Origin of the sequence: Pseudomonas sp. NFX5, assembly GCF_049132125.1 — a bacterium.
Lineage (GTDB): Bacteria > Pseudomonadota > Gammaproteobacteria > Pseudomonadales > Pseudomonadaceae > Aquipseudomonas > Aquipseudomonas marginalis.
The window spans coordinates 189,767-214,380 of record NZ_JAFMZG010000032.1 but is presented as its reverse complement, the minus strand read 5'-3'; the positions used below and the strand labels follow the sequence as shown (position 1 = coordinate 214,380).

Here is a 24,614-nt window from a genome sequence, read left to right as displayed (position 1 = left end):
CACCACCATGCTCATGAGCACCAACAGCTACCTGGAATTTTACCTCTCCCTGCTGGCCTGGATCATCAACAACGGCCTCTGGAGCGTCCTGTCCGATACTGGGCTGTTTGCCGCGCCCTTCGGTGCAATCATCTTGCAGGAATGGTTGTCTGCTCGTCAGCAAGGCGCGGATGAAGGCAACAAGGGACTGCTCTCGGTGCCACGGATCGAGAACCGGTTGTGGCTGGCCTACATCGTCGTCTTGTTCGGTTGCGCCCCCGTCTTTCCGTTGAGTCTTGCATCAATGGCGTTCGACGATGCGGCGAGCCAGCGCTGCGGCGTGAGTGTGGCCAAGCCTGCGGAAACCGCCTGGGGGACGACCTTCAATACCATCGGCGAACGCTCTGCCAACGTGCCGATCTGGTGGTTTCTGGTGCATGCCTTGAGCAAAGGTGTGACTGCGGCGGCCACCGCCTCCATCCCTTGCGCACCGGATATCCGGCAAATGCGCATGGAGATCGACAGCTCGCGCATCGACAGTCAGGTGCTGCTGCAGGAAGTCGCCGACTTCACTCGCGACTGCTACGGCTATTCCCGTTCTCGGTTGTTTACCAATCGCCCGCAACTGGACAAGTCACAAAGTCACGACGCATCCTGGATCGGCTCAAGCTATTTTCTCGACACACCCGGCTACTACGACACCGATCGCTCACGAACGCCGCGAGTCAGTTGGCCGTATGACGACAACCGCGATGTTTCCCTGCCGCGGCTGGAGAATGGCGCGGGCTACCCCACTTGCAAACAGTGGTGGAGCGACAGCGGTGTCGGGTTGCGCGAGCGCTTGATCGAGCAAGTCGATCCTTCGCTGCTAACTCAGCTAAAAGGTTGGTTGACTGGCCGATCGAGCAACGAGATCGAGGATGCCACCCTGCGTGAGCTGGTCAGTCCGCGCCAGCAATCGATGACCATGTCGCCCGGACAGGTGTACCAGGACTATGGCTCCAGCGCCCGTGGCGGCTCGATCAATCAGGGGCTCAATAATCTGGCCACCAATACCGGGTTAGCACTGGGCTCCTTCAGCAACTTCCCGGCGCTGAATGCGCTACGCGCCGCCCTACCGATGGTGCAGGCGTTCCTGATCATGGGCATCATCATCAGCTTGCCGCTGATTCTATTGGTCAGTACCTACCAGTTGAAGACCGTCATGACGGTGACGTTCGCACTGTTCACACTGCATATGCTGAGCTTCTGGTGGGAACTGGCCCGCTGGGTCGACTCCAGCATGCTCGATACCTTGTACAACCAGGTTTCGGCGTCCAATCAGATGCTGTTGTCGCTGCCCACATCCGGACTTATGGATGGGACGGTCACCGCGCAGGTGATCGAGTACGTGATGGGGGCAATGTTCGTCGTGCTTCCGATGTTGTTTTTGGCTGCAATGAGCTGGGCAGGATATAGCGTTGGCTCAATTGCCGACGGCATGCTTAGCAAAGGAGCAGCTCAAGCGCAGGACGCTGGTGCAAGGGGCGCTGGAGCTCTGATGTCTGCTGGAAAGGCCTTAAGGAAGGGGTGAAGAACTCGACTACAGGTCTTTTAAATCAGGCTGACCGGGCGCGCGGCCATACTCATACTCACCATATGGGTCGCCATATGCCTTGTACCGGAGAGCATCCTTAGGTTTGATAGGCGTTCCATTGGCGATGGCCCAACACAAGACAATAAGGATCATCACCGACACTGTGAACCATAAGCTAACTAGAAGGAGTCCGGCGGCTATTGCCAACTTGATAACTAGAAAACCCCCGCGAACAAGTAATTTACCTGCGGGCATTCCTGCCGTCTCCGCACCCTCAACCACGCGGGACTCAAGCGCTTTCAACTTACGGTAACCACGCTTCACCGACAGACCACAGGCGTACGCCCAGCGGTGGGCACGTGAACTTTGAACAGGTTGCTGAGTCGGCATGGTCTCGCCCTCTTCTGAGCGTTTTCATGGTTGAGGCAAGAGTATTAGCCTACTACTGAAAGCGGTCCATATCTGACCGTTTATCAGTTTGATCAGACGGCGCCGCGAGCGTTGATATGGGCTGCGCGTTGAAAACAGCCCCCATATCCTAATCCGCCAAGAATAGGACCCGTAAACGGCTAGTAACCTTTCGGTATGCGATAGGTCTTGCCCTTTTTTGTGCGGTCTTCGAAAAAGTCCGCATGCTCCGATTCGTCCGTGCGTATGCAATCGCGCGTCTGACCATTCCCAACATTGCATTTCGACCACTCAACCCGACTGCCTAATTCGTCCAGCCTCGCCACCTCGCCTCGACGCGCTTTTATTTCGTCTAACGACGGCACCCACAGATAGAGAGACACTACTACCAATGTAAGGATCGTAGCCTGCGCCGACAGGAAGTAGAGCCAACGCCTGCTATTCAATTTCTTTGCTGCCATGTTGTACAGTTCAGCAGCCCGCTGAGCGGCAGCATCTGCCTCCGTGAATCTCTTGCTCAACAGCTCAGCGGCTTGATTCGCAGTTGACTGTGCAGAACTCTCGATGCTCTGTTTGACGCCCGCCTCCAGTCGAACCAGCTTCTTTTCGACGCTATCCTGCAGCTCACGCAACGCATCAGTAGCCCGTCGAGACTTGCTCTCATCGATCTCTACAGCTTCGAGAACTTTGCGAGCCGCGCCAAAGAGGGCCTGAAAATTTCGATCGTGCGCTTGCTCTTGACTTGTTCCGGCCATCAATATCTTCCTAAAGTTGGACCTTTTAGATCGGGCATCTCGTGATCTGGTTGCTTCATCTCTCTCTGAAGGGAAAGATATCGCTCCTGGCTGTACTCGATCCATTGTTTGTGGGACAGGTTCAAATCCATCAAATCCTGTAAGGCGGCGAAATGCAGACCTCCACCGCTGCCGGCCACCAGCACCAATCCGCCTGTTCCGGTCTCCTCTGGCCCTTGAGCAAGCCGCACCAGATCGATGTAGTCGCGCTCAGCCCTTGTGATCTCAGCCGATCTGCGTTGCAGAATGCCAGCAGCCAGCTCCTCGATAAAATTTTGGAACCTCTCGCTTGACTTAGGCCGTTGCCTGGCGCCTTCGCCAAACGCATCGAGATAGGGCTCAATGCGTGCCGACAGTGCAGCGCTGGGAAGAGGCGCCGTTTCGATGTACCAATGCACCCGCCGCGAGGTACCTGGCAGGTCAGGCAATTCGTCCAATTTTTCGGAAAAAATTCTAGATAGAAACTGGTGACGACCAGCCTCTTTTTTTGACTTGTTAGCCTCAGTCTTAAACTCGATCAAACGTACTGTGCCAGGGAATGCCATCAGCAAATCCCCCAATCGTTTATCGTCTGGCGTTTGTTGAAGCAAGTTCACCATGCTTGGTAACTGACCGGATCTCAGCTGTGAACCAAGAGCGAACCCCAACCCGTAGAGAAAATTTCCGATAACCACATTTTCATACAACTTCATTGAACATCATCACCCTAGTATTACGCCCTTTAGAAGCTTGCCGGTAGCGCTCCAAGCCTAACCGTTTGTCAGTCAATCCGGTCGAAAAAACAAGGCTGGCTTTCAGTAGACTCAGTTCGTCTAACGCGTTGGTTTATCTCGTTGCTATTCACGAACAGCTCGGCTAAACCCGAGGTACGGATCGCTGTTATCGACAGCACTTTCCCAGGTAGCCAGAACCTTCAAGGCTACGTTACTTCGATGATGGTTCTCCCCAAGTGCGATTAGCGTTCGGTGGCTCGCACGGTGACCGTTGCTACGGTGATGAACGCCTACTGCTCTCATGAGCGCCTTTCGAGCTCTGTTCGTCAGGCAAACCTTCTTGTTTTTCTTCAACCCACCGCGGGGAAGTTCTTTCCCCCACGGGACAGGTTTCTTCGCGCTTTCAACGGAGGCACACCATGTCCGACTCACTTACACCGGAAGCACTGAACACCCTTCGGTTGCCCATCGTGTTCACTCCTGGCGCTTGGCAACGCGCAGTTCTGCTCGAACTCTCAGGTCCTCCTGAGAAGCTGCAGATCGATCGGCTGAGCCACGTATTGCGCGCAGCCTTCGAGGCTCACCTCGCCTCTCCACACGAGCCCTATGTACTGTTCAAGGTAGTAAACATTCAACCAACAGATCACTTACACCACGATCCGTTGCTGCAATTGAGTCTCAGCCTGCTCCAAGGGCCGGACCAGCCTGACGCCTTACTGATAGCGCTTGCAGGAGAGGCCAACGCTAAACGCACATAACCGTACTCGGCACTCAAAATCCACATTCGGACAGTATGCAAGTCCTGCATCAATCCAACCCATCACTTACCGGGGAACCCTCCCCGACGGGCAAGGCGTTCCCCCGTTTTCTCTCGAGGAAAATGCCATGCGCGATATCTACCAAGACGTGACTGACAAGATCGTTACCGCTTTGGAACAAGGCGTAGCCCCCTGGATCAAACCCTGGTCCTCAAGTGGCTCAGCTCACGTCGGTCATCATCACCCCTACCCCATTAACGCCATTACGCGGCGTCCCTATTCGGGCATCAATTTACCGCTGCTCTGGGCCGAGGCCAGGTTGCAGGGGTTCACTCAAGATCGTTGGCTGACCTTCAACCAGGCCAAAAAAGCCGGTGGGCACATCCGCAAGGGTGAGCACAGCACTCTGGCGGTGCTCTACAAGCCGATGGAGCGCGAGGAACAGACCGAGTCAGGCCAACCCGTACTCGATGAAAACGGTCAGCCCAAGGTCGCTCACTTTGGCATTCTCCGGACGCATTTTCTATTCAACCTCGAGCAAACGGAGGGGCTCGAAGCGCTCAATGAAACCCTGTTCGAGACGGAACCGAGTGATCCCTTCCAGGCCAACAGCTCTGCGGAAAGTCTACTGTTACGTTCGGGTGCACAAATCGTTCATCGGCCTACCGACGAAGCCTTTTACCTTCCGGTTGGGGATCTCATCCAACTGCCGACAAAAGCGCAATTTCACGATGAAGGTGGGTACTACGCCACCGCACTGCACGAGCTGACGCACTGGACCGGGCATCACACTCGGTTGCAGCGCGAAGGCGTGACGTCAGCCTGTCCGTTCGGCTCGCCAGGCTACGCGTTTGAGGAGTTGATCGCCGAAATGGGTGCTGCGTTTTTATGTGCCTACGCCGGTATACAGGGGGAGCTGCGGCACGAGGGCTACATCGACTCCTGGCTCGGCCTGCTCAAGGCTGACAAACGCGCGATCTTTCGCGCCAGTGGTCACGCCCGAAGCGCCTCGGAGTATGTACTCAACCTGGAGCAGCAACTGAAACAGACGGTAATGGATGACTCACGATGCATGAACGATGGAGTTTGATCATTATCTCACCGCTGCAAACGATTCACAGGGCCCAACGTGAGTTGAGCCCTTTTCTGAGCGCAGAAAAATCCCCATGCCTCTGAATTATGACGCGAAAAACCACGACAGGGCCAATGAACCAACTCCGTGGATACCTGGAAAAGGCAGCCCGCGATGACGATACTTATGAGCCGCCTGCCGCGCTGAGCACGGTCGATGCCGAGGGCGCGACGTCCGTGCGCGTGGCTTTGCTACGGGAGGTCACGGCGTATGCGCTATCCCAAACTGGGGCGCACAATCGATAACGCCTTGATGATTCTCTCCTCGAAATCAGACATATCAGCCGAATGAGTCACCTCGCCTCCCGCTCATAAACCAGTGCGTCGCACACGCCATGCCTTCCTGAAACCCGCGCACCCAGGATTATTTCGACACGCTCAAATCCAGCCGCTTCGGCCAGTTTCTGACTGGGGATGTTGGCCGATGATGTTATCAAACGCAGCGGATGACCTGAAAGCCTCGATACTAGCGCCGTCAATGCCTCTTTCATTAGCCCGCGGGCGGCGTGGTTTTGGCTCACCCAATAGCCAATTTCGAAACCATGGCTCTGGTCTGCGATTGGACTGACCCAAATACACCCCACCAGTGACTGATCGTCGTCTCGCTGCAGGAGGAAATATCGTTTCTTCGCATCGGCGGTGCAGAAGTCTTCAGACACGCGCTTGAGGCTTTCTCGTGCGTCCTCCAACGTAAAATGAGGCCTGCTCCACACCAGGAAGTCACGGTGCAGTTCGTAGCTGGCGTTCAGCGCATCTGCAAGCTTTTCAGCAAATCCGACATCGGGCGCCACCAGTTTTAACCGCGCGGTCTGTAGCGTCGTGGGTAAGCTTGCCTGTTGTTCTATGGTTTGCACCCATATAAACCCTTCGCTTTCTGTGGGAGGTTCAAGCAGGCCGAATACACTGTTCACCGCATCCTCTGGCACTCGTTTGTCAGCGCTGCGTCGGGCATTGCGTGACAACGCCAGGTTAAGAGAAGTCTTCACGAAGATAGCGATGACCGGCACGTGATGTTCGCGGGCAACGCCAAGCACCCGTTCCCTGTGGCGCCGCGCAGGTAATGCCGCATCGAAAACGATCGCGTGATGACCAAGCCTGCCCAGATTCTCCGACACCCAGCGCGATTTACCCGCGCCCTGCACGCCCATCACCAGATAAACATGCGCCCCTCGCGAGGCTTTCGACAGCTCGTCGCTCAACCGGGCATACGCCAGCTCCCACGCCTGGCGGTTGCGCTCGGCCGAAAACTCCCTGCCGAATTCGGTTTCCAGATAGTCGTCCGGGTTGATCACCAAAGGCGAGCCCACAGCATCGCTATCTGCGTGCTTATGCAGCAGGTGAACATCGCAGCTGTTCTCATGCAGTCCTAGATCCTGCCATCCGCTGTGGCGATAAAAGCTCCATGCCGACACGTTGGTGGGACTGGCGGACAACCGCAAGGACTGGCAACCCAACCGGCTCAGAAAGGACCAGGCGTAGGCTTCAAGCAACGCACCCAGTCCCTGCCCTCGCAGTTCGGGAATAAGATAGAAGAAGTTAACGTAACCAATCGAGGGGTCGCTCGCCACCCTGCCCATTTCGATCTGGCCAATGATTTCGTCATTACGCCATACATGCACCAGGCAACCCGGCAGGTTTATCGCCATCTGCCGCAACCAGGCGGCGTAACCCTCGGCCCCGTAGTTGAGGCTGTGATACAGCCCTGCCGAACCGAAAGCGCAAGCATGCGCGTCGAGTCGAAAGCGCTGGCAAACGTCGAGATGGGCATCCAGATCAACAGGCGCGAACGCGAGGGACAGCATGTGGGAGGTTTTCATCATGGAAGTAGATTACCTGCTTGGCCTACATCTTTCGCTGAGACGCGGTTGATCAGGCCAGGAACCGTACCAATAACCTCGAACAACGAATCGCTGTCCAGACTCGAGTGCGCTTCGCCCCGGGCTGGTCGATTGCCGTTCAGAGCGGTGACGAAGCCCACGGCATTAAACAGAGGAATCGAAATACACCGCAGGCCACCTGACAAAAAGTGCATCGCTACCATCTATTTAATGCCTTGTCGAAGAGTCTGGCCATGAATCTTATTGCCTCTCCCTTCGAATCCATCAAACACGCCGTCGTCTGGCTGTTGATTATCTTCTTCCGCGCGACCTGGTCTGGGGCCTGCTCAAGGGCTCCTAAAGACCCGCCAATCTGATAATACGACCTTGCAAAAATCCTGCCAACCCAACAGGCGCGTTGCGTCAGGTCAGAAGCGGAGGGCTACCCCCGTGGTCACGTTAAACGCATCACCCACATAGAAGTTGGCCGAGTCCTGGCCCTTGGCGTCGTACGCGGTGTTGGTGGCCGTGGCGTAGCGTTTGTTGGTCAGGTTGCGCGCATCGACGAACACCTCCCACTTCTTGCTCGGGGCCTCGTAGCCCAACTTGGCCCCCCACAACGTATAGGACGGCGCACTCAAGGAGTTGGCAAAATCGACGTAATAGCTGGACGCCGCCCTGGCGTTGAGCTGCGCGTAGAAACCGCTGCCCTGGCGATACTCCAGCTCCGCCTGGTAGACCTGACTCGGCAAGCCCGGCAACTGGTTGTCGCCGAACACCCCATCATTGCGGTAGTGGAAGTCGTTAAAGGTGTAGGCCTGGCGCAGGGTCACGGTGTCGCCATTGCCGCCGTCCCACAGTTGCGCATTCAAGCCGGCTTCGATGCCCTGGTGAATGGTTGCGCTGCCATTGGAGGTGGCCACCAACTGGTCCTGGGTGGCGGTTGCCTGGCGCACCACCACCGACAACAGTTCTTTCTGCACCCACGACCGGTAGACCGTCAGGCTGCCGTCGAAAATGCCGTGGCCGCCACGAATACCAAACTCCACGGTGTTGGCTTTTTGCGGCCGCACATCGCGAATATAGGGCGTGCCGGTGCTGCCCAACTGCCAGGTAACGGGTGGATCCACCGAGCGGCTGACGTTGCCGAACACTTCGAATTCCGGAGTCAGCTGGTAGCGCAGGCCGATGCGCGGGGCGACGTCGGTCTCGTCGTATTCGACGCCACTGGGAAACGCGCTGGTATTGGTGCTGGTGCTGTATTCGATCTGAGCCTTGCGCTTGATATCAATCAGCGACAGCCCGGTGGACAGCCACGTACGGTCATTCAGTTGCAGTTCGTTGCCAAGGGAAAACACCGTGTCCCGAGAGCCGGTGTAGTTGGTTTTCTGCTGTGTGATGCCGGTTGCCTTGCTGTGGGATTTCACATCGGCCAGATACGCCAGCGTATTGCTGAAGGTCACGCTGCTGTCGCTGCGCAGGCCGAAGAAGGTGTCTGCGGTGCGCAGGTAGCGCAGGGTCAGGTTGACGTCCTGGGAGCGCCATTCCTGGGGTGTTGGCGAGTAACGCCAGCCGTTGTCCAGCGGGTAATCGTTGTAGCCCAGGCCGACTTCGAGCTTGGAATTGTCGTCGAAGGTGTAGGTGGTGGTGCTGCCCAGCAGGGTCGAACCGTCCTTCTTGCGCCCGATGGGCACGAGGTTGCTCGTGGGGTCGTGCTTGAGTTGGTATTTGGTCAGCGTGTTGCCCTGGCTCAGGGTCTCTTCCTTGTAGCGAATGTAGAAGCGCGTCTCCAGTTGCGGGCTGAACACGTGGCCGAAGTTGGCGACGATCCCCTGCCCTTTGTTCGGCGTATTGTCCTGATAACCGTCGCGCTCGTTATGCTGGATGCTGACGTAGTAGTCGTTGTCCCCCTCTACACCACCGGTGCTCAGTTGCTGCTTGCGGTAGCCGAAGCTGCCGGCTTCGAAGCGTGCGTAGTTGCCCGGATCGGTGCGGCCGGTCTTGCTCACGAAGTTGATCGGCGCCGCCCAATGACAAGGCCGAATAACGGAAGGCGTTGGCGCCGTAGAGCACTTCGGTGTGGTCCACGGAGGCCATGTCCAGCATGTCTTCCTGGGTGCCGCCTGGGCCGGTCAACGGCAGGCCGTCGTAGAGGAATTTGATCCCCAGCACATAGCCTTGATAGAAGGTGTTGAGGCCCGAACCACGGATCGAAATCTTGTTGGCGCCCGAGCCGCTGGTGGCCTGGGCGAATACTCCCGGTTGCAACGCCAGCACGTCCTCGGCATTCGCCGCCCGGCCCTGCTCGATTTTGCGGTTGTCGATCACCGCGGTTTTGCCGGGCACCTTGGCCAGTTGCTTCTCGGCCTTTTGCGCTTCGGTGGCTTCGGCACCGGTGACCACCACCGTGGCCAGGGTCGGGTCGGTCTGGGCCGCAAAAGCCGCGCCGTGTATCACCATCAACAGCACGCCAAGGCTGGACGCCGTAGCCAGTGACTCAAAACGACGAGCGCGTGGTTCAAACAGTTGCCGCATGGATTAAATACTCCTGGGGTCTCTAATTAGTTGGAGCATCTATTTGTATAGTCGCGCTCTGAATCCAACTTTGCAGGGTTCGTGCCACTTCAAAACATCAACAAACCCGGGACCACAACCGTATTTAATCGGCACAGGCGCAACACTTTGCTGGCGAAATGTTCGATTCCCAACAACCGTTAAAAAGACAAATTACTTATATGCTTAACCGATAAAAGCATAACCGGCGCCAGGCCACGCGGGCCTTGGCACAACTGTCCGAAACCCAACACCTGCGCAACAAAAGTGTGCTTTTGATAATAGTCGGCCCGGCCCGTAAACAAGGATCCGCAAGTTTCCAGCGTATTTTTACTTGGTATGGCTCTTGCTCTATCAACGGTTGAATAAACCCACTCAAACACGCTCGACTATTAAGCAACGAGGTATTCACGCGTGACGGTCAACTTACTCTGCACCCGCAGGACGCCGCTGGAGATTGCCCGTGACCTGGCGAGCGAATTCGCCCGCACCGCCGTCGACCGCGATGCCTGCGGCGGCACACCCAAAGCCGAACGCGACAAGCTGCGCAGCAGCGGCCTGTTGTCCCTGAGCCTTCCCGGGCAATTCGGCGGGATGGATGCCAACTGGTCGGAAACCTTCGAAGTGGTGCGCGAATTCGCCCGGGTCGACAGCTCCATCGCCCACGTATTCGGCTTTCATCACCTGATGCTCGCCACCGTCCGGTTGTTCGCCACGCCCGCACAATGGCAAACCTGGTTCAGCCTGACGGCCAGCAACAACTGGTTTTGGGGTAACACCCTGAACCCGCTGGACACCCGCACGGTGGTCAAGCGCCAAAGTGGCTGGCGGGAATTCTCGGGGCAGAAGAACTTCTGCTCCGGCGCCAACGACTCGGAGATGCTGATCGCCTCGGCCATCGATGAAACAGCTGGCGGCAAGTTGCTGATCGCGGCGATTCCCAGCGCCCGCAGCGGGATCATCCTGCACAACGACTGGAACAATATGGGCCAGCGCCTGACTGACAGCGGCAGCGTGACTTTCAAGCGCGTACGCGTGGAAGAGTCCGCTGATTGCGCAACTGCACTTCGCGAATATCTTCCTCGGCATCGCCGAGGGCGCATTCGAAGAGGCGCGTCAATACACCCTGGAAGAAGCCCGCCCGTGGTTCCACTCCAGCGCCAGCGACGCCACCCAGGATCCCTACATCCTCAGCCACTACGGCGATTTCTGGGTGGCCCTGCAAAGCACCCGCCTGTTGGTGGAGCGCGCAGGTGAGGTATTGGACGCGGCATGGGCCAAGGGTTCCGCGCTGACCAGCGAGGAACGCGGCACCGCTGCCATTGCCATCGCCACCGCCAAAGTCGCCGCCAGCCGCAACGGCCTGGAGCTGTGTAGCAAGGTCTTCGAGGTCACCGGCGCACGGGCGACCAACGCCTCGGTGGCCCTCGACAGGCACTGGCGCAACTTGCGCACCCAGAGCCTTCATGACCCGCTGGACTACAAGCTTCATGAACTGGGCGAATGGGCGCTGAACGGTACCCCGCCCATCCCGACGTTTTATTCGTAGAGACTGCCATGCAACTGCTGACCCTACCGCCCTCGCCCGCCCTTGCCACCTCCATCCGCGCCACCGCGCAGGTGTTTGAAGACCCCAGGTCCAAAGCCTTGCTCAAGCATGTGCAACAAGTCGCCCCGAGCGAAGCCAGCGTGCTGATCATCGGCGAAACCGGCACCGGCAAAGAGCTGGTGGCTCGGCATATCCACAACCTCAGTGGCCGCAAGGCACAGCCGTTCGTGGCGGTGAATTGCGGCGCGTTCTCCGAATCATTGGTGGAAGCCGAGCTGTTCGGCCACGAGAAAGGCGCGTTCACCGGCGCCCTCAGCGCCAAGGCTGGCTGGTTTGAAGAAGCCAACGGCGGCACGCTGTTCCTCGATGAAATCGGCGACCTGCCGATGTCGATCCAGGTCAAGTTGCTGCGGGTATTACAGGAGCGTGAAGTGGTGCGCCTGGGGTCGCGCAAAACTATTCCGATCAATGTGCGGGTGCTGGCGGCGACCAACGTGCAGTTGGAAAAAGCCATCAACGCCGGGCATTTTCGCGAGGACCTGTTCTACCGCCTGAACGTGGTCAACCTCGAACTCAGCCCGCTTCGTGATCGCCCCGGCGATATCCTTCCGCTGGTGCAGTATTTCATCGACACCTACACCCGCCGCCTCGGCTATGGCGAGGTCATCCTGAGCAAGGACGCCGAGCAACGGCTGGCCACCTACAGTTGGCCGGGGAATATCCGCGAACTGGAAAACGTCATCCACCACACCTTGCTGATCTGCCGTGACGGCGTGATCCAGGCCGATGACTTGCGCATGTCCAACCTGCGTATCGAACGCCAGGAAGACAGCACCACCGCCCATGACCTGCTCGACTTGGCCTTCCAGCGCCTGTTCGAGGAACAGATCGACAACCTCCACGAACAGGTGGAACGCAGCCTACTCACTGCCGCCTACCGCCTGTGCCACCACAACCAGGTGCACACCGCCGAATTGCTGGGGCTGAGCCGCAACGCGACCCGCACCTTGCTGATCAACCTGGGTGAGCTGAAGGTCAACAAGCGCCGCCCGCTGGCCGGCGCCAAAGACGAGCGGGTGCTGCACCTGTCGATCTGAACCGCATCGCTGAACTGGCGACTCCACAAGCGTGCATATTGCCCACCCTGACGCAGCAGCTGTTCGTGGCTGCCGTCCTCGATCACCCGGCCATTGTCGAACACCAGGATTCGGTCCAGATGGACCACGGTGGACAGCCGATGCGCCACCACCAACACGGTCTTGTCCTCCATGATTTCGTCGAGCTTGTCCTGGATAAAGCGCTCGGTGATCGAGTCCAGGCTGGAAGTGGCTTCGTCCATCACCAGGATCGGTGCGTTCTTCAGCAACACCCGGGCGATCGCAATGCGCTGGCGCTGCCCCCCGGACAACTTGACCCCACGCTCGCCCACCAGCGATTCGTAGCCGTGCTCCATGCTGTCGATAAACTCACTGGCGCCGGCGCGGTGGATCGCCTCGGCGACTTCATCCATCGAGGCATCCAGGCGGCCGTAATGGATGTTTTCGCGAATGCTGCGGTGGAACAGGCCGGGCTCCTGGGGAATCAGGCCGATCTGCTGGTGCAGCGAATGCTGGGTGACGTCGCGCACGTCCTTGCCATCCACCAGCACCTGGCCTTGCTGCACGTCGTAAAGGCGCAGCAGCAGGCTCAGCAACGTCGACTTGCCGGAACCCGAGGCGCCCACCAGGCCGACTTTCTGGCCGGCGGGAATCACGATATTCAGGTGTTCGAAAATCGGCCGGCCGGCGCCGTAACTGAAGCCTACGTCGCGAAACTCGATATCCCCGCGCTTGACCTGTAGCGCCTTGGCACCGGGTTGGTCGATGACTTCATGGGGGCGAATCAAGGTGCGCACGCCATTGGCGATATTGCCGGTGGCTTCGAAAAATTCGAGAAAGCGTCGCGACAGGTTTTCGACATCGCTGATGATCAACAACGAAAGGCTGGTGGACATGACAAACGCAGCAATGTCGATACGATGACTGCGCCACAGGTAGAGCGCCAGCAACAACAGACCCAGCTTGAGCACCACGCCACAGCTGGCCTGGAACCAGCGAATTTTCTCCATGTACCCCAGGGATCGATAGGCAGCCGCCACCTCCTTGTCGAGGAAGGTGCCGAGGTAACTGTGCTCGAACGCATGTCGCGCAAACAGACGGATATTGGCCAGGTTGGAGACCGCATCCACCACCTTGCCGGTACTGATGCTGCGCGCTGCCGAATACTGTTGGGCCAGAGGATGGCTGCGGCGTGCGAGCACGTAACAGATGGCGATGAACGCCACCGACCAACCCGCCATGAACAACGCCAACAGTGGTGATGCGGTCCATAGCAAGGCCGTGGCCAGGCTCAGCGTCACCAGCAGCGGGATCAGATCGAACAACAAGATGCTCAGGGTCTGATTCACCCCCAGGGTAATTTCCGCAACCCGATGCGCCAGGGCCCCGGCGAACTCATTGCTGATGAAACGATGGGAATGCTGTTGCAGATAAGCGAACACCACATGTGTCACCGTGCGCCGCTGCAACGGCAAAACGTGGATATGGCAGCCTGCGGATGCACGGGTAAACAGTACCTGGCACACCAGTAGCGCGCTTAGCAATGTCAGTGGCCATTGCAGCACTTCAAAGGCACGCTCCGCTTCTAGCCCGTTGCTGACGGTACGCGTAATCTGCCCCAGTCCCCAGGGCGTCAGAATCGAACACACCACCGCAGCAATCTGCAGCAGCAGGATCGCCAGGTACCACCCTTTGAAATGACCGATGAAATGCCGCACAAAAGCCGCCGGCGTCGACGGCAAGTGTTGGACATTCCAGGTGCGAAACAATGAAAAAGACGAGCTCATGGCCAATGACATTCCTGAATGACGCCTGTGGCCGCGCAGCTTTCAGGCAAAAAAGATCGTTCCCACGCTGATCATTCCCACGCTCTGCGTGGGAATGCATCCGATGACGCTCTGCGTCACGATTTTAAGAGCGGACGCGGAGCGTCCAGAGCGGCATTCCCACGCAGAGCGTGGGGACGATCTCAGTTCGCTCCTACATAGCGAATTTCCTCCAACTCACAACCGCCCCGGGTGAGGGTCCGGCTTGACTCGGCCTGCGCTATCCATCCTACGTTTTGGTAAAAGCGTATTGCCCGGCGGTTTCCGGCGAGCACCCACAACGTCGCCGTCTCCAGGCCCAGGCTGGCGAGATGTTCCAACCCCCTGAGCCACAGCGCCCTGCCCACACCGGTTCCCCAATGCTCGGCAAGCACATACAGAGCCTGTACTTCACCGGTTTCATCTGGATTGGCATCCTCATCACGGCTCGGGCTGACGACAATCCAGCCCACCACACGCCCATCGACCTGCGCGACAAACACGGCTTCGTTTCCCTGCTCGATCGACTGCCGCCAAAAGGCTTCGCGCCGAGGCTGCGTTGCCTCCAGCGAAGCCAGGTAATCCGCGGGCATCAGCTCACGACAAGCCTGTTGCCAACTGCGAATATGCACCCAGGCAATGTCACCTGCGTCCTCGAGACGTGCCGTGCGAATCATCCAATACCCTCTGCGCGTTTTGCATAAATCGCTGAGCCCGCCTGCGGCGACAGCCTGCGATAAACCAGCCCGGATAATCCACACAGCAATCCGGCACCCGCCATGATCCAGGCAATATCACTCTGCTCGACCGTGGCATGCCCGCGCACGGCCATGATCAAACCGAGCAACGCCGCCGCGATGCCCACCGACAAACTCAAGGTCAGTTGAATGGTCATCGCCGACAGGCTGCTGGCACGGCTGGATTGCTCCGGCGGCACGTCGGCATAGGTCAATGCCCCCAGGGTGCTGAATTGCAGCGAGCGAATGATCCCGCTACCAAATAACACCAGTACCACAATCCAGTAAGGCGTTGACACCTCGAACAGGCTGCACGCCAGGATGGTTGCACCGGTGAGCACGGCATTGCTGATCAAGGTGCGCCGGAAACCAAAGCGGCTGACAATCCGCACCGCCAGCATCTTCATCAGGAACGCGCCCACACCACCGGCCACGCTCAGCAGCCCGGCCTGCAACGGGTTGAGCCCGAAACACAGCTGAAACAGCAGCACCAGCAAAAACGGCTGTGACGCACTGCCGATTCGCATCAGGTTGCCGCCCCAGAAGCTCACCGCGAAGGTCGGTATTTTCAACAATGAAAAATCGATCAACGGGTGCGCCGTCCGCCGCGCATGCCGGACATACAGCCAGGCGCTCAACAACCCGCCGCCAATCAGCAGCAACGCCCACTGGCGCGGCAACAGGCCGTGGCCCAGCACCTCGAAACCGAACACCAGCCCGCCCAGCGCCACACCGCTGAGCAACAGGCCGGGAACGTCCAGTGGCTGGCCGGGCGCCCCGGAATAATCCGGGATATAGCGCAACACCAGCATCACCCCGAGCACGCCGATGGGCAGGTTGATCAGGAAGATCCAGTGCCACGACAACACCGTCACCAGCAGCCCGCCCAACGGCGGCCCCAGCAGTGGCCCCACCAGCGCCGCCACTGTCAGGTAGGACATGGCGCGCAGCAGGTTTTCCCGCGCCGACCAGCGCAGCAGGACCACCTGCCCCACCGGCACCATCATGGCGCCCGCCGCGCCCTGGGCCAAACGCGCCAGGGACAACTGCAGCAGCGAGCCCGAGCAGGCACAGGCCACCGACGCCAAAGTGAACAGCACGATCGCACTGATAAATACCCGGCGCGGCCCGAACCGGTCGGCCGCCCAGCCGCTGACCGGCACGAACAGCGCCACCGCCAGCAGGTACAGCGACACCACCAGGTTCATGCGCACGCTCGGCTCGCCGAAGTCCTGGGCCATCTGCGGCAGCGCCGTGAGTACTGCCGTGGCGTCGATCAGTTCCATGAACAGCGCACAGCCGATGATCATCGGCACCCGGCGAGAATGACCGTCAGCCACCTCGCCCACGGCGTGCGACACGTTACGGTCTGGTGCTTTGTTCAAAACAGCCCCGAGGTCGGAGGCGGCGTGCCCTTGAGTTGCCAGGCGCCCACGGCCGCGGCTTTCCAGTGCCGGGGATTGTGGTTGGCCACGGTACGCGCGTTGCGCCAGTGCCGGTCCAGGTTGTGGGCACGGCCAGTGGTGGAGGCTCCACCTACGTCGAATACCAGCTCGGCGGCCTTGAGCGCCGATTCCGCCGCGATGTATTGCGCTTGGGCCACATCCACTGCCGCCTGGTCGACGGCCACCGCCTCAAGATCCGCAGCCCAGGCGCGGTCGATGGAGTCCGCCGCGTGCAGCACCACCGCTTCGGCGGTAAACGCCCGCGCCGAAACGTCGCCCACGCTCAGTTCCACGTATGGGTCGTCCACCGAGCGCGTGGCGCTGCTGTGCTTGATCGGCCGTGCATGTTCGCTGGCAAAGGTCACCGCATCGTTCAGCGCATTGCGCGCAATACCGGCCAGCACCGCCGCGAGGAATATTTGCAGGAACGGCGTGACAATCGTGCGCTTGCCCTCTTCGACGGTGCGGGTGCGGATCTCGCTCGCCAACACTTGCACATCATGCAGATGGGTGGTACCGCTGGCCGTCAGGCGCTGGCCCATGGCGTCGAAATCATCCAGCAACTCCAGGCCCTGGCGGTCGCGAGGCAGGATGAAGGAGACAGGCTGGTCATTCTCGTCCAGGGCCACCGCGCTGACCCAATCGGCATACAGCGAACCGGTGCTGTAGTACTTGCTGCCGGAAGCGCGAAAGTGCTCGCCGTCACGCACGATGCGCGCGCTGATGGAACCGTTGGCGCCGCCAACTTCCCAGCCGGCATTGCCGATCACGGCGCCTTGCCGGTAGCGCTCGAACCAGCGTTCACGCTCCTCCTCCGCCCCTTCGGCGCGGGACGCCAGCAGGCCTTCGACAAACCCGAAACCCGGGCGCAATGCCTGGGCCACGTTGGAGTCGGCCGAAGCGATGCGAATCAGCAAGGCAATCACGTCCTTGACCGAACCACCGGCGCCGCCAAACCGCTTGGGAATCCGCACGGTAAACAACCCGGCCTTGGCAATCTGCGCCACGGCCTCATAGGGCAGTTGGCGGTCGCGTTCGCGTTGCGCAGCGCCAGCGGCAATCTGCGGCAGGATGCGGTCGGCACGGGCGTTCAATTCGGCCACCGTCACAACCGGCGGCGTGGGTATAGCAGACAACTTGCTCATGGCACTTCCTTGATTCAGGTCTAGATGGCGATTTTCCACAGGCGCGACTCATCAAACAGCCAGCCGGGGTTTTCCGGCTCCAGGGCCGGCACCACCAGTTGCGTACCGCTGCCGGGCAGGCGCGGCACGGCGCCCAACAGGCGTTGGGTGTATTCGTGTCGAGGGGATTCAAACAACGTCTCGACGCTGGCGCTTTCCACTACCTGGCCGTGGCGCATCACCAACACCTCGTCGCTGACGTGGCGAATCACCCCGAGGTCGTGGGAGATAAACAGGTAGGCCAGGCCCAGCGAGGCTTGCAGGTCAGCTAGCAAATCGAGGACCTGGGCCTGCACCGACACGTCCAGCGCCGACACCGGCTCGTCACAGATAATCACTTTGGGGTTGCTGGCAATTGCCCGGGCAATTGCCACGCGCTGGCGTTGCCCGCCCGACAGTTGCAGCGGCCGGCGCTCGGCCAATTGCGGCGCCAGGCGTACCTGGTCGAGCAACTGCGCCACTCGCGCCGCCTGTTGCTCGAGAGCGATACCGGCGACGTCCAATGCATCACTGAGAATCTGCCCGACCGTCCAGCGCGGATCGAACGAACTCAGCGGGTCTTGATAGATCACGCTGATGTCGCGGCGATGCAGGCGTCGGGTTTTCTCCTCGACCCGTTCGGTGCCTGCCGCGGCCCATGGCTGGCCGAGAAAACGCACCTCGCCCGCATCCGGTTGCAGCAGCCCGAGGGCGATACGCGCCACCGTGGTTTTGCCCGAGCCGGATTCACCGACGATGCCCAACGTACGGCCAGCGCGCAGCTCGAAGCTGACGCCGTCCACTACCTGGCGTGACTGTTGATCGGGGCCGACATACCGTTTGCCCAGGCCGGAAGCCTTGAGCAGCACCGGCGAATCCGGGCCCGGCCGTGGTTGCGCGACCGCGTTGCTGCGCTCCGGCGACAAGCGTGTGCCACGGGCATGTTCGGCGGGCACCGCATCCAGCAGCGAGCGTGTGTAGGTGTGGCGGGGATTGAGCAGCACCTGATCCATCGGCCCCTGCTCCACCACTTCACCGTGGCGCAGCACCAGCACCTCATCGGCCAATTGCGCAACCACCGCCAGGTCATGGCTGATGATCAGCAGTGAATCGCCACGGGCCTTGATCTGCTGCAACACTTGCAGAATCTGCGCCTGCACCGTGGCATCCAGCGCGGTGGTCGGCTCATCGGCGATCACCAGGCCAGGGTTCAGCGCGAGCGCACTGGCTATCAGCGCACGCTGGCGCAGGCCGCCGGAGAGTTGATCGGGACGCTGGCGGGCACGCAGTTGCGGTTCGGGTACGCCCACCAGGTCCAGCAGCTCGATGACCCGTTCACCACGGCTGCGACGGTCGCCCCAGCGATGGGTCTCCAGCACCTCAAGAATCTCCTTGCCCACCGGCCGCAACGGGTCGAGGGACACCAGTGCGTCCTGCAATACAAAGCCGATACCATTGCCACGCAAACGACGCCAGCCACGCTCCGACAGGCTGAGCAAATCCACTCCGTCGTAACTCAAGGTGCGCGCCGTGACCTTTGCGCCCGCGCCGGCCAGGCCGATCAGGCTACGGGCAGTGACGCTTTTGCCGGAACCGGATTCTCCCACCAGCGCCAGGGTCTTGCCCGGCTCCAGGGTGAAAGACAAATTGCGTACGACAGACTGCCCGGCAAACTCGATGGACAGGCCTTCAACGATCAAGCGTTTCTGGTCGCTCATGAAAGACGGCCCTCCAGGCGTTGTTGCAGGTAACGGCCAGTGACCGTGGTCGACAGGGTGGTGAGGACGATGAACAGGCCGGGGAAGAACGTCAGCCACCAGGCGTTCGCGATGAAGTCGCGGCCCATGGACAACATGGTCCCCCACTCCGGCGCCGGCGGACGGGCGCCCAGCCCGAGAAAGCTCAGGGCCGAGGCCCAGACAATCGCCTGGCCCACGCCCATGGTCAGGGTCACGATCAGCGGACGCATGGCGTTCGGCAGCAACTGTCGCAGGATGATGCGCAGCGGCGGATGCCCGAGGGCCCGGGCAGCTTCGATGTAGCCCGCGTTACGCACCGCCAGCACCTGGCCACGGACCATGCGTGCGTAACCCGGCGCACTGCCAAGCCCGGTGGCGACGATCAGCGGGCCGATGCCGCTGCCAAAGATCGCCACGAACAGCAGCGCCAGGATCAGGCTCGGAAACGCAAACAGCACTTCCAGCAACCAACCCACGCCACGGTCCACCCGCGCGCCGCCAAGGCCGCCCAGCAGACCGAGAACGATGGCGATGCTCATGGCAATCGCCGTGGCCGCCAGACCGATAAACAACGACTGCCGGGTGCCGTAGATCACCCGTGAAAAGATATCCCGCCCCGACTGATCGGTGCCGAACCAGTGGGCCAGGCTCGGCGAATGAAACGCATCGCGGGGCACGATGGCCAGCGGGTCGCTGTAGGCGAACAACTGCGGCACCAGCGCCGCGACAATCACCAGCAGCAAAAAGGTAATCGCCAACAGCGGGCCGAGGCGCAGCGTGCGAGTGGTGCGCTGAATCCGCAGCGCGGGCAGCGGTGTTTCCAGGGTCAGGCCGCTCATGCTGGAAGCTCCTGTTGGCGAGGGTCGACCCACAGGTACAGCAGGTCGACCAGGATGTTGGCGAGCACGTAACCGGCGGCGACCACCAGGCTGATACCGATGGTCAGCGGCAGGTCCTGTGCCTGCACCGCCTGGTACAACTGGCGGCCGAGGCCCTTGCGGGAAAAGATCACTTCGATCACCACCGCGCCGCTGATCAGCGCGCCGATGGCCCAGCCCGACAGCGAGATGCCCGGCAATACGGCATGGCGCAACGCATGCTTGAAGCGCACGTTGAAGTCACTCAAGCCACGGGTGCGGGCGGTCAGGATGAAGGGTTGGTCGAGGGTCAGGTCCAGGGATTCGCGGGTGACCTGGGCAATAAACCCGGCCAGCGGAATCGCCAGGGCGAACGACGGCAACACCAGGGTGCGCCAGCCATCACTGCCCGCCGGCGGGAACAGCCGCAGGCCGAACGCAAACACAGCCAGCAGCAGAATCCCCAGCCAGAAGTGCGGCAACGCGGCGGCCAGGGTTTCGGCGAGCGAGGCCAGGCTGGCAACCCAGCGTCGGCGCCCGGCCGTCAATACCGTCAGCGCCAGCACCAGAACCCAGGCCAGCGCGAGAGAGGTCAGGGTCAGTTCAAAAGTCGGCCAGGATTGCTCCGCGAGGACCCGGGTTACCGGCAGATGCTGGGAATAGGAAACCCCCAAGTCACCTTGCACCAACCGCCCGAGGTACAGCGCATATTGCATCGCCAGAGGCTTGTCGAGGCCGTATTCGCGGGTGGCTTCAGCGATGGTTTCAGCGGTGGGGTTGCCACTCGGGCCGCCGAGGATCGCCAGCACCGGATCACCAGGCATCAGGCGCAAGGCAAAGAAAGTCAGCGTGGCCACCGCCCAGAGCACCAGCACGCCGCCGGCAAGGCGCCACAACGCACGTTTGCCGAGCCGGGCCAGGCGCTCGTGGCGTGGGTTGGCAAGTGATGGACTGCTCATTTGTTCACCCATGCGTCATAGAGATAAGTCACCGCCAGCGACGGCTCCAGCCGCACGCCCTGGGTGGTCTTGTAGATACCCAGCCGCGTGCTTTGCGGGTAGGTGGTCAGTTGCAGGTACTGGCTGGAAGCGATTTTCTGCGCCTGGTAATACAGGGCCCGGCGCTGCTCGCTGTCCTGGGTGGTGAGGGCCTGCTGGATCAGCGTGTCGAAGGCTGGATCACTGAAGCCTGCGGTGTTCTGGTGGTAACCACCGACGCCTGCCGGACGGATGAACTCGCTGCCAAAGATGATCCGCAGTACGTCCGCGGTGTTGGTGTTCCAGTAGCCGAGGCGAATGTCGTAGTCCCAGTCGGCCTGGCGTTTGGTGGCCTGCACGTCACTCATCTGGTCGACGATCAGCTCGAAGCCGACCTGCCGGGTGGTGGCCTGCACCTGCTCCCACAAGGTGTATTCCGACGGTGGCGTGCGGTTGCCCATCACCACGTGGACTTGCAGGCGCTTGCCGTCCTTGGTGCGGTAGCCCTCGCTGTCGCGCTGGGTCCAGCCGGCCTGGTCGAGCAACTGCGCGGCACGGGCCGGGTCGTAATCCTGGGCGTGCTGGAACTCCGGGCTGTAGAAGCGCGTGGCCGGGCTCAACGGCCCACCGGCGCGGGGGAATTCGTTGAAGTACACGCTCTTCAACGCGCCCTCGATGTCGGAGCTGCGCACGAAGGCTTCGCGCACCCGCAAGTCATCGAACGGCGCACGGGTGATGTTCAGCGTGCCGTTGGTGGGGTTGCCGGGGCGCTGGGCGATCACCAGGGTCAGGTCCGGGTTGCGTCGCGCGGCCTCGTGGGATTCGGGGGGCAAGGCTTCGATCACGTCGACCTCACCGGCCTGCAAGGAGGCGAAGCGTACGGAAGGTTCCTGGATGAACTTCCAGACGATCCGGTCGAGCCAGGCCGGGCCTTGGTGTTTGGCGGTGGGTGGGGCCCAGTTGTAGTCGGGGTTGCGCACCAGTTCGACTTGGCTTTGGCGGTCCCAGCGCACGACCTTGAACGGCCCGCTGCCGACCGGGCTTTCGCAGTTCACGTCGCGGGAGCGCAGCAGTGCGGTGGGGGACTCGATGCCGAGGAAGCCTTGGGCGAGGACTTCAAGAAATGCGGCGTAAGGCGTGGCCAGGTGCACCACTGCGGTGTATTCGTCGAGCACGTCGGTGCTGCGGTATTGGCGGATGTAGCCGCCTGCGGTGCTGGATTGGGTCTTGGGGTTGGCCATGTGGTCGAGATTGGCCTTAACCGCGGCGGCGTTGAACGGGGTGCCGTCGGTGAAGTGCACGTCGTGACGCAGGTGGAAGGTGTAGGTCAGGCCGTCGGGGGAGACTTCCCAGGTCTTGGCGAGCCAGGGGCCGATGCGGCCGTCAGCGTCCATCGAGACCAAGGAGTCCAGGTATTGCTGGGCGACGAATACTTGGGGCATGTCGCCGGCCACGTGGGGGTCGAGACAGGTGGGTTCGCGGTCGGTGGCGTAGACCAGGGTGCCGCCCTTTACCGGCTGGTCACTGCGTGCAACGGTTTTGCCGCCTTGGCCACAGCCGAGCAGCAGGTAGCAGAGTGCGGCGGTGCCGGCTAGGAGTGAGTGCTTGAGCAACGGGCTGGATCGTCGCGGGTAAGGGGCGGGTTCTCGCATGATGACTGAGGCCTAAAGTCCGGGAATTGGGTTATTGCACAAGGCATGCCGGGTTTCAGGGTCCGTAAACACGGGATATTGGGAGGGCGGGAGATTGGGGAAAACGACAATGTGTGTGGCAACTGTTGGTCAGGCAACAGCTAGGTCGTGCGGGGACGTGTGGGGGCCGAGCTTGGTCACCACCTTGGTTATGCTCAGGGCGCGGAGCGCCCTGAGCAGTCGACCAATCAGCGCAATGGCAAGAGTGGCAAAACGGTTCTGACCGACGACGGCCCGCTTCGTCTGGATATCCCCAGAGACCGCGATGGTAGCTTCGCCCCGATCCTGATCCCCAAGCACGAACGCCGCTTTACAGGCTTCGACGACAAAATAATTGCCGCCCGGGGCATTACGGTGCGTGAGATCCGCGCTTTTCTGTCCGAGCAGTATGGAACCGACGTGTCCCATGACTTCATCAGCTCAGTCACCGATGCAGTCATGGAAGAAGTCGGCGCCTGGCAGCAGCGTCCCTTGGAGCCTATGTATCCGGTCATCTTCTTTGATGCGCTACGGGTCAAAATCCGGGACGAGGGGTTAGTGCGCAACAAGGCTATTTATCTGGCGCTGGGCGTATTACCCGATGGCACACGCGACATTCTGGGGATCTGGATCGAGAGCACCGAGGGCGCCAAGTTTCGGATGAAGGTCTTCAACGACCTCAAAACCCGTGGGGTAGAAGATGTTTTGATCGCCGTCACAGATGGCCTCAAAGGAATACCGGAGGCTTTGGGAGCGGTTTTTCCTGCCACGACGCTGCAAACCTGCATCGTGCATCTGATCCGCAACAGCTTGGACTATGCCGCTTGGGATAAGCGTCGGGCACTGGCCAAAGCGCTCAAGCCGATCTACCAGGCAATCAATGCCGATGTGGCCGAGCAAGAGCTTAACGCCTTTGAAGCGGAGCCTTGGGGTAAGCAGTATCCGACTGTAGTTGCTGCATGGCGTCGCGCCTGGGATCGGGTTATACCTTTTTTGTCTTCCCGGCAGGTATCCGAAAAGTGGTCTACACAACCAATGCCATCGAAAGCATCAATGCCCAGTTACGCAAGATCATCAAGACTCGAGGGCACTTCCCGACTGATGAGGCCGCGACGAAACTGATATGGCTTGGGTTGCGCAACATCATAGCCAACTGGGGCCACGCGGCACACGACTGGAAAGTGGCAATGAATCAATTTGCGATCCTGTACGGAGACCGATTTACCAGACCGAGCTGGTAAACCAACGGCCTGCCTGGCGGCAGGCCCTAACCAGCCCGAACACAAAAAAACTGATACTCCCACCTCATCCCACAGAAACCACCAAAGGCACCCGATAGCGCACCAACGGCAACGGCTCATCATGTTCCACCACAGTCTTTTCAGTATGCGGTTCAGCCACAAATCCAAGCGCGTGATAGAAACCCAGAGCACGCCGATTCCTCTGCACCACCCAAACGGTCGCACTCGTATACCCAGCCTCGACCAACTGCTCCCGAACCCGCCCCCAAAGCCGCGTGCCAATCCCCTGCCCCCAAATCCCGGGCAACAGATTGAGCGCACGCAATTCTCCAGTGGCCGACGACGCATCCACATCCCGACTGCTGCCAAAGGACGCCCACGCCACCAGCTCCCCATCCAGCTCCACCACCCACACCGACAATGTGCCACCGGCTATGGCCTGGGCCAGAAAGGCCGTGCGCTGGGACACACCGTTGTTCAGATCAGCGAGAAAACGCTCGGACAAAATCTCCCGATACGCCGCCTGCCACGTCTGCAAATGGATGTGCGCCAACCGCGGCGCGTCTTCCACCCGGGCAGCCCTGAAATGCAGTGAGCCTTCAGGT

Annotated in this window: 18 protein-coding genes and 4 pseudogenes; 7 read left to right on the top strand and 15 right to left on the bottom strand. The window is 60.3% G+C overall.

The window, feature by feature from the left end:
* The first annotated feature begins 7 nt into the window (after positions 1-7).
* Positions 8-1,552 (top strand): conjugal transfer protein TraG N-terminal domain-containing protein, encoded by a 1,545-nt coding sequence (locus J1N02_RS23540; protein WP_011334426.1) that lies wholly within the window; start codon positions 8-10, stop codon positions 1,550-1,552.
* Between the two features lie 9 nt (positions 1,553-1,561).
* Here J1N02_RS23540 and J1N02_RS23535 read toward each other — a convergent pair whose 3' ends face one another.
* The 3 genes from J1N02_RS23535 to J1N02_RS23525 all read right to left on the bottom strand — a co-directional run bounded on the left by J1N02_RS23535 (position 1,562) and on the right by J1N02_RS23525 (position 3,449).
* Positions 1,562-1,945 (bottom strand): DUF3742 family protein, encoded by a 384-nt coding sequence (locus J1N02_RS23535; protein ID WP_041475299.1) that lies wholly within the window; start codon positions 1,943-1,945, stop codon positions 1,562-1,564.
* 179 nt (positions 1,946-2,124) lie between these two features.
* Entirely contained in the window at positions 2,125-2,718 is a 594-nt protein-coding gene (locus J1N02_RS23530) for a hypothetical protein (RefSeq protein WP_011334427.1), read from the bottom strand.
* Positions 2,718-3,449, bottom strand: coding sequence for a hypothetical protein (locus tag J1N02_RS23525; RefSeq protein WP_011334428.1), 732 nt, complete (start codon positions 3,447-3,449; stop codon positions 2,718-2,720). Before J1N02_RS23525 ends, J1N02_RS23530 begins: the two co-directional genes overlap by 1 nt.
* Before the next feature lie 440 nt (positions 3,450-3,889).
* On the opposite strand from J1N02_RS23525, the gene J1N02_RS23520 reads away from it, so the two are divergent.
* Both J1N02_RS23520 and J1N02_RS23515 read left to right on the top strand, forming a co-directional pair.
* Positions 3,890-4,228 (top strand): hypothetical protein, encoded by a 339-nt coding sequence (locus J1N02_RS23520; RefSeq protein WP_011334429.1) that lies wholly within the window; start codon positions 3,890-3,892, stop codon positions 4,226-4,228.
* Between the two features lie 127 nt (positions 4,229-4,355).
* Entirely contained in the window at positions 4,356-5,318 is a 963-nt protein-coding gene (locus J1N02_RS23515) for an ArdC family protein (protein WP_421147808.1), read from the top strand.
* A 334-nt stretch (positions 5,319-5,652) separates the two neighbouring features.
* On the opposite strand, the gene J1N02_RS23510 is transcribed toward J1N02_RS23515, so the two are convergent.
* Positions 5,653-7,179 carry a GNAT family N-acetyltransferase gene (locus tag J1N02_RS23510; RefSeq protein WP_421147807.1) on the bottom strand — a complete coding sequence of 509 codons (1,527 nt, stop codon included), beginning with the start codon at positions 7,177-7,179 and terminating at the stop codon, positions 5,653-5,655.
* Between the two features lie 251 nt (positions 7,180-7,430).
* Here J1N02_RS23510 and J1N02_RS23505 point away from each other — a divergent pair.
* Positions 7,431-7,511: pseudogene (locus tag J1N02_RS23505) on the top strand (MotA/TolQ/ExbB proton channel family protein); the annotation flags it as partial.
* A gap of 93 nt (positions 7,512-7,604) precedes the next feature.
* On the opposite strand, the gene J1N02_RS23500 reads toward J1N02_RS23505, so the two are convergent.
* The gene (locus J1N02_RS23500; protein ID WP_421147903.1) at positions 7,605-8,984 is read right to left on the bottom strand and encodes a TonB-dependent receptor domain-containing protein; all 1,380 of its coding nucleotides are present in this window, start codon (positions 8,982-8,984) and stop codon (positions 7,605-7,607) included.
* 67 nt (positions 8,985-9,051) lie between these two features.
* Complete coding sequence (locus J1N02_RS23495; RefSeq protein WP_421147806.1) at positions 9,052-9,711, bottom strand: TonB-dependent receptor plug domain-containing protein; 660 nt, start codon at positions 9,709-9,711, stop codon at positions 9,052-9,054.
* A gap of 432 nt (positions 9,712-10,143) precedes the next feature.
* Between J1N02_RS23495 and J1N02_RS23490 the strand changes: the two are divergent.
* Positions 10,144-11,278 (top strand): annotated as a pseudogene (locus J1N02_RS23490) (acyl-CoA dehydrogenase family protein).
* A gap of 8 nt (positions 11,279-11,286) precedes the next feature.
* Positions 11,287-12,375: a sigma-54 interaction domain-containing protein gene (locus J1N02_RS23485; protein ID WP_421147805.1), complete on the top strand. Its 1,089-nt coding sequence runs from the start codon at positions 11,287-11,289 to the stop codon at positions 12,373-12,375.
* Here J1N02_RS23485 and J1N02_RS23480 read toward each other — a convergent pair.
* The 8 genes and pseudogenes from J1N02_RS23480 to J1N02_RS23445 form a co-directional block, all read right to left on the bottom strand.
* Positions 12,375-14,162 (bottom strand): annotated as a pseudogene (locus tag J1N02_RS23480) (ABC transporter ATP-binding protein); the annotation flags it as partial. The gene J1N02_RS23485 and the pseudogene J1N02_RS23480 overlap by 1 nt on opposite strands.
* A gap of 182 nt (positions 14,163-14,344) precedes the next feature.
* Positions 14,345-14,857 (bottom strand): GNAT family N-acetyltransferase, encoded by a 513-nt coding sequence (locus J1N02_RS23475; RefSeq protein WP_421147804.1) that lies wholly within the window; start codon positions 14,855-14,857, stop codon positions 14,345-14,347.
* Positions 14,854-16,302 carry an MFS transporter gene (locus J1N02_RS23470; protein WP_421147803.1) on the bottom strand — a complete coding sequence of 483 codons (1,449 nt, stop codon included), beginning with the start codon at positions 16,300-16,302 and terminating at the stop codon, positions 14,854-14,856. Before J1N02_RS23470 ends, J1N02_RS23475 begins: the two co-directional genes overlap by 4 nt.
* Positions 16,299-17,507, bottom strand: coding sequence for an acyl-CoA dehydrogenase family protein (locus J1N02_RS23465; protein WP_421147802.1), 1,209 nt, complete (start codon positions 17,505-17,507; stop codon positions 16,299-16,301). Before J1N02_RS23465 ends, J1N02_RS23470 begins: the two co-directional genes overlap by 4 nt.
* Before the next feature lie 20 nt (positions 17,508-17,527).
* Positions 17,528-19,243 (bottom strand): dipeptide ABC transporter ATP-binding protein, encoded by a 1,716-nt coding sequence (locus tag J1N02_RS23460; RefSeq protein WP_421147801.1) that lies wholly within the window; start codon positions 19,241-19,243, stop codon positions 17,528-17,530.
* Positions 19,240-20,103: an ABC transporter permease gene (locus J1N02_RS23455; protein WP_076016009.1), complete on the bottom strand. Its 864-nt coding sequence runs from the start codon at positions 20,101-20,103 to the stop codon at positions 19,240-19,242. The genes J1N02_RS23460 and J1N02_RS23455 overlap by 4 nt, the downstream gene beginning before the upstream one ends.
* The gene (locus J1N02_RS23450) at positions 20,100-21,080 is read right to left on the bottom strand and encodes an ABC transporter permease (protein WP_421147800.1); all 981 of its coding nucleotides are present in this window, start codon (positions 21,078-21,080) and stop codon (positions 20,100-20,102) included. Before J1N02_RS23450 ends, J1N02_RS23455 begins: the two co-directional genes overlap by 4 nt.
* On the bottom strand, positions 21,077-22,750 hold the full coding sequence (locus J1N02_RS23445) for an ABC transporter substrate-binding protein (RefSeq protein ID WP_421147799.1): 1,674 nt from the start codon (positions 22,748-22,750) through the stop codon (positions 21,077-21,079). Before J1N02_RS23445 ends, J1N02_RS23450 begins: the two co-directional genes overlap by 4 nt.
* Positions 22,751-22,909: 159 nt before the next feature.
* On the opposite strand from J1N02_RS23445, the pseudogene J1N02_RS23440 reads away from it, so the two are divergent.
* Positions 22,910-24,009: pseudogene (locus J1N02_RS23440) on the top strand (IS256 family transposase); the annotation flags it as partial.
* 64 nt (positions 24,010-24,073) lie between these two features.
* Here J1N02_RS23440 and J1N02_RS23435 read toward each other — a convergent pair.
* A complete protein-coding gene (locus J1N02_RS23435) occupies positions 24,074-24,580 on the bottom strand; it encodes a GNAT family N-acetyltransferase (protein ID WP_421147798.1) in 507 nt (168 codons plus the stop codon).
* Positions 24,581-24,614 lie beyond the last annotated feature (34 nt).

What these genes read in the sequence shown, in the direction of transcription:
- J1N02_RS23520 (WP_011334429.1), top strand. Translation starts at nt 3,890, where the DNA reads ATGTCCGACTCACTTACACCGGAAGCACTGAACACCCTTCGGTTGCCC.
- J1N02_RS23510 (WP_421147807.1), bottom strand. Translation starts at nt 7,179, where the DNA reads ATGATGAAAACCTCCCACATGCTGTCCCTCGCGTTCGCGCCTGTTGAT.
- J1N02_RS23485 (WP_421147805.1), top strand. Translation starts at nt 11,287, where the DNA reads ATGCAACTGCTGACCCTACCGCCCTCGCCCGCCCTTGCCACCTCCATC.
- J1N02_RS23535 (WP_041475299.1), bottom strand. Translation starts at nt 1,945, where the DNA reads ATGCCGACTCAGCAACCTGTTCAAAGTTCACGTGCCCACCGCTGGGCG.
- J1N02_RS23465 (WP_421147802.1), bottom strand. Translation starts at nt 17,507, where the DNA reads ATGAGCAAGTTGTCTGCTATACCCACGCCGCCGGTTGTGACGGTGGCC.
- J1N02_RS23530 (WP_011334427.1), bottom strand. Translation starts at nt 2,718, where the DNA reads ATGGCCGGAACAAGTCAAGAGCAAGCGCACGATCGAAATTTTCAGGCC.
- J1N02_RS23445 (WP_421147799.1), bottom strand. Translation starts at nt 22,750, where the DNA reads ATGCGAGAACCCGCCCCTTACCCGCGACGATCCAGCCCGTTGCTCAAG.
- J1N02_RS23455 (WP_076016009.1), bottom strand. Translation starts at nt 20,103, where the DNA reads ATGAGCGGCCTGACCCTGGAAACACCGCTGCCCGCGCTGCGGATTCAG.
- J1N02_RS23460 (WP_421147801.1), bottom strand. Translation starts at nt 19,243, where the DNA reads ATGAGCGACCAGAAACGCTTGATCGTTGAAGGCCTGTCCATCGAGTTT.
- J1N02_RS23450 (WP_421147800.1), bottom strand. Translation starts at nt 21,080, where the DNA reads ATGAGCAGTCCATCACTTGCCAACCCACGCCACGAGCGCCTGGCCCGG.
- J1N02_RS23540 (WP_011334426.1), top strand. Translation starts at nt 8, where the DNA reads ATGCTCATGAGCACCAACAGCTACCTGGAATTTTACCTCTCCCTGCTG.
- J1N02_RS23525 (WP_011334428.1), bottom strand. Translation starts at nt 3,449, where the DNA reads ATGAAGTTGTATGAAAATGTGGTTATCGGAAATTTTCTCTACGGGTTG.
- J1N02_RS23475 (WP_421147804.1), bottom strand. Translation starts at nt 14,857, where the DNA reads ATGATTCGCACGGCACGTCTCGAGGACGCAGGTGACATTGCCTGGGTG.
- J1N02_RS23515 (WP_421147808.1), top strand. Translation starts at nt 4,356, where the DNA reads ATGCGCGATATCTACCAAGACGTGACTGACAAGATCGTTACCGCTTTG.
- J1N02_RS23495 (WP_421147806.1), bottom strand. Translation starts at nt 9,711, where the DNA reads ATGCGGCAACTGTTTGAACCACGCGCTCGTCGTTTTGAGTCACTGGCT.